Raw genomic sequence first — 12,945 nt, forward strand, 5'->3', positions numbered from 1 at the left:
TGACACCGACAGTCTGCGACGCCCCGCGGCACTACAATGCATAGACAGCAAGCGGTTCCGCCTGCAACCGAATTTATTGGGCGAAAGCCCTACCAGTGGAGCCCATGATGATCCGCGTCCTGATCGCCGATGATCACGAGATTGTTCGCGCGGGGTTGCGTCAGTTCCTTGCTGATGAGCCTGATATCCAGGTCACCGGCGAGGCCGGCAGCGGCGACGAAGTCATGGCGCAACTGCGCGACGGCGAGTTCGACGTGCTGGTGCTGGACATCTCTATGCCGGAACGCAATGGCATCGACGTGCTCAAGCTGATCCGCCAGCGCAAGCCGGACTTGCCGGTGCTGATCCTCTCGACCTATCCCGAAGACCAGTACGCGATCAATCTGATCCGCGCGGGCGCTTCGGGCTACCTCACCAAGGAGAGCGATCCGGATGACCTGGTCAAGGCCATCCGCACCGTGGCCCAGGGCCGACGCTATGTCAGCACGGCCGTGGCGGACCTGCTGATCGGCGGGCTCGACAAGCCGACCGAGCAGCCGGTGCACCAGATGCTGTCCGAGCGCGAGTTCCAGATTTTCTGCAAGCTGTCGCGCGGCCAGTCGGTATCGGTGATCGCGGACGAGCTCTTCCTGAGCGTGAAGACCGTCAGCACCTACCGTTCGCGCATCCTGGAGAAAATGGGCATGAAGACTAACGCGGACCTGACCTATTACGCCATCAAGAACGGCCTGGTCGAATGACGGTATGCAATCCCGCCGCGATGGCTGTCGCAAGGCGCCGGGTGCAATCATCCACTGAACGTCGTTGAAGAATGTCGGAGCAGCCTTTGAACCCCTCATACCGGGCACTACGCGTTCTGCTGATCGAGGATTCGGCAGTCCTGCGAGGCATGCTCCTTGAATACCTGAGCGACTTTCCACATGTGCGGAGTGTCGACTGGGCCGATACCGAGGCCATGGCGCTGCGCATGGTCACCGGCGACCAGCCATATGACGTGGTCATCGTCGACCTGCAGCTGCGCCAGGGCAATGGCATCAATGTGCTGAGGGCCATGAAGAGCAAGGGCTTGCCCGGCCTGCGCATCGTCTACACCAACCACGCGCAGGTTGCCATATACCGGCACCAGTGCGCCGAGGCCGGTGCCGACTATTTCTTCGACAAGTCGCTGGAACTCGAACAGGTGTTCCGTGTGATCGAGGAACACGCGGCGGCCGGTTCCTGATTTCGCGGCTTCCTGATTATTCCTGAGAGGTCTCGCTGGCCGGCTCCTCTGCCGGCGCCAGTACCGATGCGGTGAGCGGCACTTCGACGCGGATGCTCACCCCCGTGTTCGGCGACGACACGATCTGCATGCTGCCGCCCAGCGCCGTCACGCGCTGCTCCATGCCGAGCAGGCCGTGGTGCCCGGCGGTACTGCCGGCATCGAAATCCAGCGGCAGGCCCTTGCCGTCGTCGTGGATCGCCAGGGTCAGCTGCTCGTCAGTGCAGCCGAGCGACAGCCGGATATGGCTGGCCTGCGAGTACTTGCTGGCATTGGTCAGCGACTCCTGCGCGATGCGGTAGAGCGCGATCGCGGCATCGTCGCGCAGCGGCGGCAGGTCGTCCGGCACGCTGACCTCGGCCTCCCAGTGGTTGCGCCCCGCGACATCCTCCACCAGCTGGCACAGCGCGGCGCGCAGCCCCAGGTTGAGCAGCACGGTGGGCCGCAGGTCTTCGATCAGGCGGCGCTTGATCTGAATGCCCTGGTCCACATGCAGCATCACGCGCGACAGCTTCTCCGCGGCTTCGGGATGGTTGTCCTGCACGCGCCGGCGCACCCAGTGCAGGTCCAGCTTGATGGCCGTCAGAATGGCGCCGAGCTCGTCGTGCAGTTCGCGTGCAAGGCGGGTCTTCTCGTCCTCGGTCACGCGCTGCAGGTGACCGGCCAGCGCCGACAGCTGGCGCGTGCGCGCGCGCACCTTGCGCTCCAGCCGGATACCTTCTTCCTCAGCCTGCGAGCGTGCTACCTCGGACGAGGTCAGGCGCTTGGCGTGGCCCAGCCCCACGGTGACCAGCAGCACGATATTGATGGCGGTGAGCAGGCCGATGCCATAGCGCGACAGTTGCAAGTTACGCTCCGCGCCTTCCAGCCGGCGAGCCACGGCCCCGGCTTCCCGCGCCTGCAGCTGGTCCAGGCCGCGGCGCGCGTTGTCCATGGTCTGCTTGCCGTAGTCGGTACGCACAAGGTCCAGTGCCACGGCCAGGTCGCGCTTGCCATACAGCATGGTCAGCGCCATCTCGTTGAGCTTGCTGCTGATCTGCTTGGACGTTTCGCCGAACAGCTTCAGCGCTTCGGCGTCGCCGGCATAGTCGGCGCGGATCTGAGCCATCAGTTCGTTGATGCGCGGCAGCGCCTGGTAGTAGGGCTCCAGGTAGCTGTCCTTGCCAGTCAGCAGGAAGCCGCGCTGGCCGGCCTCGGCATTGACCAGTTCGCCGTTGAGCGCGGCCAGCTGGGTTTGCACGCGCTGGGAGCGGATGACATCGGTGTAGCTTTCGCGGAGCCGGATGTTGCCGGTTTCGGACGCGACCAGCACCGCCAGTGTCAGCAGGATGCCGCCAGCGAGCAGCAGGGTATGGGGCAGGAATGACTGATTGAACTGCTTGAACATGAGGCAATTCCTCGATGGAGCGCTTGCCGCAGGGTGCGGCCATGGGATCACATCCTCCGGGCGGGGTCAACCTGTAACCGTGGCGATGGACGCTGCGCGTGCCGCCAACGGGGCGGCATTGTAGGACTCGGCTGACAGCGGAATCGGCCCGCTGTCGGTGTCTGCGCCGGGGGTGGCTTCCTACGATGAGGCTATGAGCTTGTTCGTGGCCACGCAAGCCCTAACCGTTGATCCGGCCCGCCATGTGGGCAGGAATCGCTACATTCGGGAGTCCAGTCATGCTGCAATATGCACTCGTCTTTTTCGTTATCGCGCTGATTGCCGCGGTCTTCGGCTTTGGCGGTATTGCTGCCGGCGCCGTGGAGATCGCCAAGATCCTGTTCTTCATCTTCCTGATCGTGGCCCTGGTCACCGCCGTGATGGGCTTGATTCGCAGGCGCTGACGCGGACACGCGAATGCCTTGTGCCAACAGTGATCCCGAAGAGGAGGCCCCATGCTGACGCAGAACCCGAAAGTCCGGAAGGAAATCGCCCACCTTGCCGACAGTGCCGACAGCACCATTCGCCGGATCCGGCACGCCGCGCGCGACACACGCGAAGCGGCAGGCCCTGTTTCCGACGAGGTGAAGGCGCTGATCAGCCAGTTGCAGCAGACCATCGAGGTGCTGGCGAGCGAAGGATCGGAGCAGAGCCTGAACGCCGGGCGCCGGTTGCGTGAGCGGGCCGGCGAATTGACGGACCGCCTGCGCGCGCAGGCCGGGGATAGTGTGTCCCAGGTGCGGGAGCGCATGGACGGTGCGGTGGTGCATGCGCAGCAGCGGGTCGCCGAGTCCCCGCTCAAGGCGGTCGGGCTGGCCGCGGCGATCGGTGCGCTGATCGGGCTGATGCTGGCCACCCGTCACCGGGAGTAGCAAGCCTGTGGAGCCTGTGGCTGTGCGCGGGCAGGCGCGACGGCCGCAGCAACGTTCCCCCCTTGTCCGGATAACATCCACGATCCGGAAGCCCGGCCCCGCTGAGGCGGTGCCGGGCGTTTTTTGCATCCGGACGCCGTTTCAGACGCCCCAGAGCACATCCACCCCTTCGCGCTGCGAGGCGCGCAGCATGTCAAGGAACGGATAGGCACGCTGCCCCAGGTGCAGTGGCTCTTCGTCGTCCTCTTCATGCTTGCCGTCATTGACGGCGGTTTCGGCAGGATGGTTGCGCTTGGCATCGCTGACGGCGGCTTCCAGCTTCTGGATCGCGCGCGGCAACTCTTCCGTGGTGATCACCCCCCGCTCTCCGAGATGCTTGCCGATGATGCCCAGTAGCGTCATGGCCAGATCCCTCATCATGATCAGGTCCTGCGCGGCATGGGATTTGAAGGTGATCAGCATGATGTTGTTTCCTTTCACGGACATGCGGAACGCGGGCTCCCGGGGGCGGGAGTGGCCGCGCGGATTGTGGCTCTTGCGAGTCGCGCGCATGATGTCAGCATAGCACCTGATAAAATTCCGCGTTTCCGAATTCCATTGCCGGTCACGCGGCGCGGCGTTCACATGCGCGCCACTTCGCGGTGTCCTGCCCGCGGCATTCTGCCGGCATTGCCGGCTGGCGCCCGGGCGCGTCGCGCCGCCTGCCAGACTACCGCCCCTCAGGGCTTCGACATCCATGCTGCCTGTTCAGACCTCCAATCTTGCCGCTGCGTTCACTGATGCGGTGCGCGCGCTTGCCCCAGCCGACGCGGCCCTGCCGGCCGTGACTTTCGAGCGGCCCAAGGCCGCCGCCCACGGCGACCTGGCCTGCAACATCGCCATGCAGGTGGCGCGCGCGCTCAAGAGCAATCCGCGCGAGCTGGCCCAGCGCATCGTGGCGGTGGTCCAGGCGGACCCGCGCGCGGCCGGCCTGGTCGCAGCCATGGAGATCGCCGGCCCGGGTTTCATCAACCTGCGCCTGACGCCGGCGGCCAAGGCCGACGTGCTGCGTGCGGTGCTGAATGAAGGCAACCACTACGGCGCGCAGGAGCGCGGCGTGCACGGCCACGTGCTGGTGGAGTTCGTCTCGGCCAATCCGACCGGTCCGCTGCACGTCGGCCACGGCCGCCAGGCCGCGCTCGGCGACGCGCTGGCCAACCTGCTGTCGTGGCAGGGCTACGACGTGCACCGCGAGTTCTATTACAACGACGCCGGCGTGCAGATCCAGAACCTGGCCGTGTCGGTCCAGGCCCGTGCGCGCGGCTTCAAGCCCGGCGACGCCAACTGGCCGGAAGCCGCCTACAACGGCGACTACATCGCCGACATCGCCGCCGACTTCCTGGCCGGCAAGACCGTGAGCGCGTCGGATGGCGAGCCGGTGACTGCGTCGGGCAACCCGGAAGACCTGGACTCGATCCGCAAGTTCGCCGTGACCTACCTGCGCAACGAGCAGGACATCGACCTGCAGGCCTTCGGCGTCAAGTTCGACCACTACTACCTGGAATCGTCGCTCTACACCGACGGCCGCGTCGAAGCCGCGGTGCAGGCGCTGGTCGCCAAGGGCAAGACCTACGAGAGCGAAGGCGCGCTGTGGCTGCGCACCACCGACGACGGCGACGACAAGGACCGGGTCATGAAGAAGACCGACGGTACCTACACCTACTTCGTGCCGGACGTGGCCTACCACACGACCAAGTGGGAGCGCGGCTTCACCAAGGTCATCAACGTGCAGGGCAGCGATCACCACGGCACCATCGCGCGCGTGCGCGCCGGCCTGCAGGGGCTGGACATCGGCATTCCCAAGGGCTACCCCGATTACGTGCTGCACAAGATGGTCACCGTGATGAAGAACGGCGAGGAGGTGAAGATCTCCAAGCGCGCCGGCTCCTACGTGACCGTGCGCGACCTGATCGAATGGTCCAATGGCGGCGACGAGACCATCCGCGGCTGCCTGGATGCCGGCGTGGCCGACTGGCCCGAGCACTTCACGCGCGGACGCGACGCCGTGCGCTTCTTCCTGCTGTCGCGCAAGGCCGACACCGAGTTCGTGTTCGACGTGGACCTGGCGCTCAAGCAGAACGACGAGAATCCGGTGTATTACGTGCAGTACGCCCATGCGCGCATCTGCTCGATCTTCGAGTCATGGGGCGGCGCCGACTGGGAAAGCCGCCTGGCCGAACTGGCCGGCACCGACCTGGCCGCCGTGACCGGCCCCGACGCCAGCCCGCAGGCGCTGGCGCTGGGCCAGCGCCTGGCCGAGTTCCCCGAGATGCTGGCCGCCGCCGCCGGCGAACTCGCGCCGCACGCCGTTGCGTTCTACCTGCGCGACCTGGCTGGCGACTTCCACGCCTTCTACAATGCCGACCGCGTGCTGGTGGACGACGAATCCGTCAAGCGCGCCCGCCTGGCGCTGCTGGCGGCAACGCGCCAGGTGCTGCGCAACGGCCTGGCGGTGATCGGCGTCTCGGCGCCCCGCCGCATGTAAGCCACGGCGAGCACGCAAGACCGGGCCGGCGGCCAGCGGGGCAGGGACGGGCTCCGCGATGCGGCCGGTGCCGCCGTGGGCGGCGCTGGCACTATAATCTTCCGGCAACACCTAAGAGGACTTATGCAACAGCAACGCAAGCGCGATGCGCGCAGTGCCCGCCGCAGCCAGCAGCGCGGTGGAACGTTCCTGGGCCTGGTGCTCGGGCTGATCGTCGGGCTGGCCATTGCCGTCGTGGTCGCCCTGTACATCACCAAGTCGCCGGCGCCGTTCCAGCAGAAGAACGCCCCGCCGCGGCCGAGCGAGCCGGGCAACGTGGTCAGCAGCCTGCCAAGCCCCACGCAATCCCAGTCCCAGCAGGAAGGCCCATCCGATCCCAACAAGCCGCTGTGGAGCAAGACCCCGGCCAAGCCGGTCGGCCAGCCGGCGCCCGAGGCGCAGCAGCAGGCGCCGGAGAGCCGCAACGGCGAGCGGCAGCCGCCGGTGGCGGTGGCGCGCCCGGCGGAAAAGCCCGCCGAAAAGCCTGCTGAAAAGCCGGCGGAGAAGCCCCTGGCCATGAACAAGCCGGCCGAGAAGCCGGTGATCGACCCGATTGCCGAGATCGCCAAGGCTGATGCCAACAAGGTGGGCTACCTGCTGCAGGTGGGTGCATTCCGCTCCTCGGACGACGCCGACCGCCAGAAGGCCAACCTGGCCATGCAGGGCTTCGAGGCCAAGATCACCGACCGCGATGTCAACGGCGTGAAGATGTACCGCGTCCGCATCGGGCCCTATGCCCGCATCGAGGATATGAACAAGGCGCGCGACCGGCTGCAATCGGCCGGCTTCGACGCCTCGGTGATCCGCTTCACCAAGCAGTAACGCGCTGTAACCTCCAAGGCCGGCGGCCCGCTGAACCGGATGCCGCCGCCGCTGTCATACGCTCATCGCCCAACCGGAAGGCCGTTCCAAGATGAAGAAACTCGCCGCACTGATTGCCACGTTCGCCGCCGTCGGCAGCCTGCTGATGACTGCTCCCGCCCAGGCGGCGCCCGCCGAAGGCAAGGAATACCAGGTGCTGAAGGCGCCGCAGCCCGTGCCGGCCGGCAAGATCGAGGTCACCGAGTTCTTCTGGTACGGCTGCCCGCACTGCTTCGACTTCGAGCCCGAACTCGAGGCGTGGGTCAAGAAGCAGGGCAAGGACGTGGTCTTCAAGCGCGTGCCCGTGGCCTTCCGCGACGACCTGCTGCCGCACACCAAGATCTTCTATGCGCTTGAGGCCATCGGCAAGCTCGACGCCATGCATGGCAAGGTCTTCAACGCCATCCACGTCGACCGCAAGCGCATGCTGGACCCGAACGAGATCGCCGACTTCATGGCCAGGAACGGCATCGACCGCAAGGCGTTCCTGGACGCCTACAACTCGTTCTCGGTGACCACGAACGCGCAGCGTGCGAACAAGATCGCCGATGCCTACAAGATCGACGGCGTGCCGACCGTGGTGGTCCAGGGCAAGTACGTGACCTCGCCGTCCATTGCCGGCACCAAGGCCAGCGCGATCCAGGCCATGGATTACCTGGTGACCCAGGTTCGCGACAAGAAGCTCTGATCCATGTTTCCGAAGGCCGGTACGCTGCCGTACCGGCCTTTTTTCATTTGAGCCTCCGGTAGACCGATGCGCCCCCTGAAAGTCTTCCTCACCGGCGCCTCCAGCGGCCTGGGCCAGGCGCTGGCGCGCGAGTATGCGCAGCAAGGCGCCATCCTCGGCCTGGTGGCGCGGCGGGAAGACGCCCTGCGCGACCTTGCCCAGAGCCTGCCCAACCCTGGCGCCGCGCATATCTATGCCGCCGACGTGCGCGATGCCGATGCCATGGCACGGGCCGCGCAGGACTTCCTGGGCCGCTTCGGCGTGCCAGACGTGGTCATCGCCAACGCCGGGGTGTCGGTTGGCACGGTCGCCAGCGAGCGCGAGGACCTGGAGGTCTTCCGCATGGTGATGGACACCAACTGGTTCGGCGTGCTCACCACCTTCCAGCCCTTCCTGGCGCCCATGCGCGACCGGGACCCCGGCGCCGGCGGCTGGCGCGGCACGCTGGTGGGCATTGCCAGCGTGGCGGGCGTGCGCGGGTTGCCGGGTGGCGGCGCCTACAGCGCATCCAAGTCGGCGGTGATCAAGCTGCTGGAAAGCCTGCGGCTCGAACAGCAGCGACACGGCATTCGCGTGGTGACCATTGCGCCTGGTTACATCCGTACGCCGATGACCGCGCACAACCCGTATCGCATGCCGTTCCTGACGGATGCTGACGTTTTCGCGCGCAAGGCCGTGAAGGCGATCGCGGCGGGGAGCCGCTTCAAGGTGATCCCGTGGCAGATGGGCGTGGTGGCGGCGCTGATGCACGTGATGCCGCGCTGGCTCTACGACGCGCTGGCCGCAAAGGCTCCGCGCAAGCCGCGCGGCGGCGCGGGAGACTGACCATGTGGCGCGACGCCGTCGGCCAGCAGCACGCCGCGGCCAGCGGCGATGTCCGCATCGCCTCGCTGGTGCCGTCAGTGACCGAACTGCTGTTCGCGCTGGAACTGGGCGAGCAGATGGTGGCACGCACCGGTTTCTGCATCCATCCGGAACCGGCGGTGCGCGCGGTGGCCAAGGTGGGTGGTACCAAGGACGTGAAGCTCGACCGCCTGCGCGAGCTCGCGCCGACGCATGTGGTGGTCAATATCGACGAGAACCGGCGCGAGACCGTGGACGAGATCCGCAGCTTCGTGCCCAACGTGATCGTCACGCATCCGTGCGCGCCGGAAGACAATTTCGAGCTGTACCGGCTGCTGGGCGGCATTTTCGGACGCCAGCCGCAGGCTGAACGCCTGTGCGCCGCGCTGCAGGCGGAACTGGAGGCCATCCGCGCCCGCGCGTGGCCGGCACGCAAGGTGCTCTACGCGATCTGGCAGGACCCATGGATGACGGTGTCGCGCGACACCTATATCAGCCGCATGCTGGCGCTGGTGAACTGGCAGACCTGGCCGGAGGACGCGCCGCAGGCCTGCGCGGATGGCGATTGCAGCCGGCCCAACGCGGCCGGCGAACGCTATCCGAGCTTCCGCTGGAATGACGCGCTGGTGCATGGGCTCGACGAGATACTGCTGTCCACCGAGCCCTACCGCTTCACTGAAGATCATGCCGACGTGCTGGAGCGTCAGATCGGCAAGCCGGTACGGCTCGTCGATGGCGAGATGCTGTCGTGGTACGGCAGCCGCGCGATCGAGGGTGTGCGCTATCTCGCCGCGCTCGCTGCGCGCGGCTGAGCGATTTTTCTGGCTTCAGGCTGCGCGGAACCGAATCACTCCATCATCCCCGATTTCCCGCACCAATTCCCCCCGGTGCCACAGCGCATGCAGGTGCGCCAGCGACTCGCCCATGGCAAACGTCATCTGGTGGATATCGAACTGGCGCTTGAAGATCACGCTGACGATGTCATGCGCGCAGCACGGCTTCTCGCGGCACGCTTCCAGTGTTTCCGCCAGGCGTTCCACGTGGTGCTCGCGCAGCTGTGCGATGCGCGTGTGCAGGTTGCGGAAGGGCCGGCCGTGCGATGGCAGGATCAGCACGTCTTCGGGAAGGTCCTGGTACTTGCCGAGCGAATCGAGATAGAGCTGCAGCGAGTTGGCCTCGGGCTCCATGTCGAACACGCTGACGTTGGTCGAGATGCGCGGCAGCACCATGTCGCCGGAGATCAGCACGTTGGTGGCGGCGTTGTACAGCGCCACATGCTCGGGCGAATGGCCGAAGCCGGTGATCACGCGCCAGCCGGCCGTGGCCGCGTCGGTGCCGATGGCGACAGTGTCGCCGTCCATCAGGCGGCGGTACTGCGTGGGCACGTCCGGCACCAGCGACGGGTAGTAGGTCTTGCGGGCGCGCAGCTTTTCCTGGCTGTCCGGGTCGGTCAGGCCGTGGCGCGCGAAGTGCTCGGCGGCCAGCTCGCCACCGGCGCTGGAGCCCGCGCCGGTGCCGCTGCCCATCACGCGCGCGCTCATATAGTCGCCCAGGCTCATCCATAGCCGCACATCGAAGCGCTTGCACAGCCAGTGCGCCAGGCCGATGTGGTCGGGGTGGCTGTGCGTGACCAGCACGCGAACCACAGGCAGGCCTTCGAGCTCGTTGGCGAAGATGGTTTCCCAGTGCGCCTTGATGGTGTCGTTGGTAATACCACAGTCGACGATGGTCCAGCCGTCCCTGCCGTCGAGCCGGTCGCGCAGCAGCCACAGGTTGATGTGGTCCAGCGCGAAGGGCAGGGGCATGCGCAGCCAGTAGACGCCGGGCGCCACTTCCTGCTTGGTGCCGGGCTCGGGCAGGGTGTCCGCGAACGGGTATTGGAGCTGGTGTTCGAGTGCGTTCATGAGGAGTCTCGTCATCGAAGCCCTGCGCCATGTCACGCTGGGGCAGGCGGGGCTTTCTCTTCTTTGCCGTCATGCCGGCCATGTCGATCAGGCATGAGGACGCCGGTTGCCAGCCGCGAGTGTTGACGCTAACGTAAACGTCAACTCGTGCGACTCGTCTCCATCTTAAGCTAAAAGTTGACTTCGCAACGAACGACCGTTCACTTTCTTTGGGCGCACCATGGCAGCCACACACGTTTGCGAATCGTCCTCAGGCCCGGCCACCTATACGATCACCGACCTCGCGCGCGAGTTCGATGTCACGCCACGCGCCATCCGATTCTATGAGGACCAGGGCCTGCTGTCGCCCGAGCGTGCCGGTCCCGGCGGGCGTACGCGCGTCTACAACGGGCGCGAACGTACCCGCCTGAAGCTCACGCTGCGCGGTAAAAGGTTGGGGCTTACTCTCAATGAAATCCGCGAGATCCTTGACCTGTACGAGTCTCCGCGCGATTCCGCACCGCAGCTTGAACGCTTTCTCGATGCCCTGGCGGGACACCGTGCAGCACTTGAGCGCCAGCTTGAAGACCTGCAAGCCCAACTGGCCGAGATCGACCAGCATGAAAAGCAGTGCAGGGCACTGCTGGACGCCCAGCGGGCGCGCGCCAATGCCCCGGCCAAACACGAAACCGCCTGACGCTGCACTTGCAGCGCCTCCTCGTGCCACCTCGGATTGACGTTTACGTAAACGTCAATAGAATACCCGGACAACCTCACCAGGGAGCCGCCATGACGCAGGACCTTGATGCTGCAGCCAATCCAGCCCCGCCCGAACTGCTGTCGGCGGCCCGGGCCGACACCATTGCCGGCAGCTTTGCCCGCCAGGGACTGATGTCGACCTTTGGCGCCGCCCTGGCCCGCGTCGAGCGCGGCGAGGTGGAGATCGCCATGCCGTGGTCCGAGGGCGTGACCCAGCAGCATGGTTTCTTCCATGGCGGCGTCGTCGGTGCGCTGGCCGACAGCGCGTGCGGCTACGCGGCGCTGACCATGGTAGGCGAGGGCGAGGCGGGCCTGACCGCCGAGTACAAGATCAACCTGCTGTCCCCGGCGCAGGGCGAACGCCTGATCGCCGTGGGGCGCGTGCTCAAGCCCGGCCGCACGCTGATCGTGGCCCAGGGCGATGTCTTCGTCGAACAGCAGGGCCGCCGCAAGCTGGTGGCGACCATGCTGATGACCCTTTGCGTGGTGCGCACGCTCGAACACGTCTGACGTACCGCACCGCCGCCAACAAGATTCCAACAGGAGACCATCATGACCGAACTCCCTGGCCTGAAATTCGACCTGGGCGAAGACATCGAGATGCTGCGCGGCGCCGTGCGCGACTGGGCCCAGGCGGAACTCGCCCCGCGCGCGGGCGAGATTGACCGCACCGACCAGTTCCCCATGGATGCCTGGAAGAAGATGGGCGACCTTGGCGTACTCGGCATCACCGTGGCCGAGGAATACGGCGGCGCCAACATGGGCTACCTCGCGCACATGGTGGCGATGGAGGAAATCAGCCGCGCCTCCGCTTCGGTCGGCCTGTCCTATGGCGCGCACTCGAACCTGTGCGTGAACCAGATCCACCGCAACGGCAGCGCCGCGCAGAAGGCCAAGTATCTGCCCAAGCTTGTATCTGGCGAGTGGATCGGTGCGCTCGCGATGAGCGAACCCAACGCAGGCTCTGACGTGGTCAGCATGAAGCTGCGGGCGGATTTCAAGGGCGACCGCTACGTGCTTAACGGTACCAAGATGTGGATCACCAACGGCCCGGACTGCGACGTGCTGGTCGTGTACGCCAAGACCGAGCCGGACCTGGGCGCGCGCGGCATGACGGCGTTCATCGTCGAGAAAGGCATGAAGGGCTTCTCGGTTGCGCAGAAGCTGGACAAGCTCGGGATGCGTGGCTCGCACACCGGCGAACTGGTGTTCGAGGACGTGGAGGTGCCGGTCGAGAACATCCTCGGCGCCGAGAATGGCGGCGCCAAGGTGCTGATGAGCGGCCTCGACTACGAACGCGCCGTGCTGTCGGGCGGCCCGGTCGGCATCATGCAGGCGTGCATGGACGTGGTCACGCCGTATATCCACGACCGCAAGCAGTTCGGCCAGAGCATCGGCGAGTTCCAGCTGATCCAGGGCAAGGTGGCCGACATGTACACCACGCTGCAGGCGGCGCGCAGCTACCTGTACACGGTCGGCAAGAACCTCGATTCGCTCGGCGTTGATCACGTGCGCCAGGTCCGCAAGGACTGCGCGGCGGTGATCTTGTACACGGCCGAGAAGGCCACGTGGATGGCGGGCGAGACCGTGCAGATCCTGGGCGGCAACGGGTACATCAACGAATACCCCGCTGGCCGGCTGTGGCGCGATGCCAAGCTGTATGAGATCGGGGCCGGGACTTCGGAGATTCGGCGGATGCTGATCGGACGGGAGTTGTTTGCGGAGACGATGTGATTCTTGGGGCGCACAT

15 protein-coding genes are annotated in these 12,945 nt (G+C 66.1%); 12 read left to right on the forward strand and 3 right to left on the reverse strand.

The window, feature by feature from the left end; translation table 11 throughout:
• Positions 1 to 107: 107 nt before the first annotated feature.
• Together LDO29_RS26005 and LDO29_RS26010 are read left to right on the forward strand one after the other, a co-directional pair.
• The gene (locus LDO29_RS26005) at positions 108 to 740 is read left to right on the forward strand and encodes a response regulator (RefSeq protein WP_224082648.1); all 633 of its coding nucleotides are present in this window, start codon (positions 108 to 110) and stop codon (positions 738 to 740) included.
• Between the two features lie 71 nt (positions 741 to 811).
• Complete coding sequence (locus tag LDO29_RS26010) at positions 812 to 1,222, forward strand: response regulator (protein WP_224082616.1); 411 nt, start codon at positions 812 to 814, stop codon at positions 1,220 to 1,222.
• Positions 1,223 to 1,238: 16 nt separating this feature from the next.
• Here the strand turns inward: LDO29_RS26010 and LDO29_RS26015 are convergent, their stop codons facing one another.
• On the reverse strand, positions 1,239 to 2,648 hold the full coding sequence (locus LDO29_RS26015) for a sensor histidine kinase (RefSeq protein ID WP_224082617.1): 1,410 nt from the start codon (positions 2,646 to 2,648) through the stop codon (positions 1,239 to 1,241).
• A gap of 278 nt (positions 2,649 to 2,926) precedes the next feature.
• Here LDO29_RS26015 and LDO29_RS26020 point away from each other — a divergent pair, with 278 nt between their 5' ends.
• The gene (locus LDO29_RS26020) at positions 2,927 to 3,091 is read left to right on the forward strand and encodes a DUF1328 domain-containing protein (RefSeq protein ID WP_224082618.1); all 165 of its coding nucleotides are present in this window, start codon (positions 2,927 to 2,929) and stop codon (positions 3,089 to 3,091) included.
• A 51-nt stretch (positions 3,092 to 3,142) separates the two neighbouring features.
• The gene (locus LDO29_RS26025; RefSeq protein WP_224082619.1) at positions 3,143 to 3,559 is read left to right on the forward strand and encodes a DUF883 family protein; all 417 of its coding nucleotides are present in this window, start codon (positions 3,143 to 3,145) and stop codon (positions 3,557 to 3,559) included.
• Positions 3,560 to 3,700: 141 nt separating this feature from the next.
• Here the strand turns inward: LDO29_RS26025 and LDO29_RS26030 are convergent, their stop codons facing one another.
• The gene (locus LDO29_RS26030; RefSeq protein ID WP_224082649.1) at positions 3,701 to 4,021 is read right to left on the reverse strand and encodes a DUF1840 domain-containing protein; all 321 of its coding nucleotides are present in this window, start codon (positions 4,019 to 4,021) and stop codon (positions 3,701 to 3,703) included.
• A gap of 274 nt (positions 4,022 to 4,295) precedes the next feature.
• On the opposite strand from LDO29_RS26030, the gene argS reads away from it, so the two are divergent.
• The 5 genes from argS (at position 4,296) to LDO29_RS26055 (ending at position 9,365) form a co-directional block, all read left to right on the forward strand.
• A complete protein-coding gene (gene argS / locus LDO29_RS26035; RefSeq protein ID WP_224082620.1) occupies positions 4,296 to 6,083 on the forward strand; it encodes an arginine--tRNA ligase in 1,788 nt (595 codons plus the stop codon).
• Positions 6,084 to 6,206: 123 nt separating this feature from the next.
• The gene (locus tag LDO29_RS26040; RefSeq protein ID WP_224082621.1) at positions 6,207 to 6,944 is read left to right on the forward strand and encodes an SPOR domain-containing protein; all 738 of its coding nucleotides are present in this window, start codon (positions 6,207 to 6,209) and stop codon (positions 6,942 to 6,944) included.
• A 91-nt stretch (positions 6,945 to 7,035) separates the two neighbouring features.
• Positions 7,036 to 7,671: a thiol:disulfide interchange protein DsbA/DsbL gene (locus tag LDO29_RS26045; RefSeq protein WP_224082622.1), complete on the forward strand. Its 636-nt coding sequence runs from the start codon at positions 7,036 to 7,038 to the stop codon at positions 7,669 to 7,671.
• Positions 7,672 to 7,737: 66 nt separating this feature from the next.
• Positions 7,738 to 8,535 carry an SDR family oxidoreductase gene (locus tag LDO29_RS26050; RefSeq protein ID WP_224082623.1) on the forward strand — a complete coding sequence of 266 codons (798 nt, stop codon included), beginning with the start codon at positions 7,738 to 7,740 and terminating at the stop codon, positions 8,533 to 8,535.
• Positions 8,536 to 8,537: 2 nt separating this feature from the next.
• Positions 8,538 to 9,365 carry a helical backbone metal receptor gene (locus tag LDO29_RS26055; RefSeq protein WP_224082624.1) on the forward strand — a complete coding sequence of 276 codons (828 nt, stop codon included), beginning with the start codon at positions 8,538 to 8,540 and terminating at the stop codon, positions 9,363 to 9,365.
• A 15-nt stretch (positions 9,366 to 9,380) separates the two neighbouring features.
• Here the strand turns inward: LDO29_RS26055 and LDO29_RS26060 are convergent, their stop codons facing one another.
• Positions 9,381 to 10,457: an MBL fold metallo-hydrolase gene (locus LDO29_RS26060; RefSeq protein WP_224082625.1), complete on the reverse strand. Its 1,077-nt coding sequence runs from the start codon at positions 10,455 to 10,457 to the stop codon at positions 9,381 to 9,383.
• A 220-nt stretch (positions 10,458 to 10,677) separates the two neighbouring features.
• Between LDO29_RS26060 and LDO29_RS26065 the strand changes: the two genes are divergently transcribed.
• The 3 genes from LDO29_RS26065 (at position 10,678) to LDO29_RS26075 (ending at position 12,929) form a co-directional block, all read left to right on the forward strand.
• Positions 10,678 to 11,133: a MerR family transcriptional regulator gene (locus LDO29_RS26065; protein WP_224082626.1), complete on the forward strand. Its 456-nt coding sequence runs from the start codon at positions 10,678 to 10,680 to the stop codon at positions 11,131 to 11,133.
• Positions 11,134 to 11,225: 92 nt separating this feature from the next.
• Complete coding sequence (locus LDO29_RS26070; RefSeq protein WP_224082627.1) at positions 11,226 to 11,705, forward strand: PaaI family thioesterase; 480 nt, start codon at positions 11,226 to 11,228, stop codon at positions 11,703 to 11,705.
• A 42-nt stretch (positions 11,706 to 11,747) separates the two neighbouring features.
• Positions 11,748 to 12,929 carry an isovaleryl-CoA dehydrogenase gene (locus tag LDO29_RS26075; protein ID WP_224082628.1) on the forward strand — a complete coding sequence of 394 codons (1,182 nt, stop codon included), beginning with the start codon at positions 11,748 to 11,750 and terminating at the stop codon, positions 12,927 to 12,929.
• Positions 12,930 to 12,945 lie beyond the last annotated feature (16 nt).

This window comes from Cupriavidus laharis (genome assembly GCF_914271435.1).
Taxonomy (GTDB): Bacteria; Pseudomonadota; Gammaproteobacteria; order Burkholderiales; family Burkholderiaceae; genus Cupriavidus; species Cupriavidus laharis.

Bases quoted from the DNA above. Each gene is read 5' to 3' on its own strand.
- LDO29_RS26015 (WP_224082617.1), bottom strand. From the start codon at position 2,648: ATGTTCAAGCAGTTCAATCAGTCATTCCTGCCCCATACCCTGCTGCTC.
- LDO29_RS26075 (WP_224082628.1), top strand. From the start codon at position 11,748: ATGACCGAACTCCCTGGCCTGAAATTCGACCTGGGCGAAGACATCGAG.
- LDO29_RS26050 (WP_224082623.1), top strand. From the start codon at position 7,738: ATGCGCCCCCTGAAAGTCTTCCTCACCGGCGCCTCCAGCGGCCTGGGC.
- LDO29_RS26045 (WP_224082622.1), top strand. From the start codon at position 7,036: ATGAAGAAACTCGCCGCACTGATTGCCACGTTCGCCGCCGTCGGCAGC.
- LDO29_RS26065 (WP_224082626.1), top strand. From the start codon at position 10,678: ATGGCAGCCACACACGTTTGCGAATCGTCCTCAGGCCCGGCCACCTAT.
- LDO29_RS26010 (WP_224082616.1), top strand. From the start codon at position 812: ATGTCGGAGCAGCCTTTGAACCCCTCATACCGGGCACTACGCGTTCTG.
- LDO29_RS26005 (WP_224082648.1), top strand. From the start codon at position 108: ATGATCCGCGTCCTGATCGCCGATGATCACGAGATTGTTCGCGCGGGG.
- LDO29_RS26055 (WP_224082624.1), top strand. From the start codon at position 8,538: ATGTGGCGCGACGCCGTCGGCCAGCAGCACGCCGCGGCCAGCGGCGAT.
- LDO29_RS26060 (WP_224082625.1), bottom strand. From the start codon at position 10,457: ATGAACGCACTCGAACACCAGCTCCAATACCCGTTCGCGGACACCCTG.
- LDO29_RS26070 (WP_224082627.1), top strand. From the start codon at position 11,226: ATGACGCAGGACCTTGATGCTGCAGCCAATCCAGCCCCGCCCGAACTG.
- LDO29_RS26040 (WP_224082621.1), top strand. From the start codon at position 6,207: ATGCAACAGCAACGCAAGCGCGATGCGCGCAGTGCCCGCCGCAGCCAG.
- LDO29_RS26030 (WP_224082649.1), bottom strand. From the start codon at position 4,021: ATGCTGATCACCTTCAAATCCCATGCCGCGCAGGACCTGATCATGATG.
- LDO29_RS26020 (WP_224082618.1), top strand. From the start codon at position 2,927: ATGCTGCAATATGCACTCGTCTTTTTCGTTATCGCGCTGATTGCCGCG.
- argS (WP_224082620.1), top strand. From the start codon at position 4,296: ATGCTGCCTGTTCAGACCTCCAATCTTGCCGCTGCGTTCACTGATGCG.
- LDO29_RS26025 (WP_224082619.1), top strand. From the start codon at position 3,143: ATGCTGACGCAGAACCCGAAAGTCCGGAAGGAAATCGCCCACCTTGCC.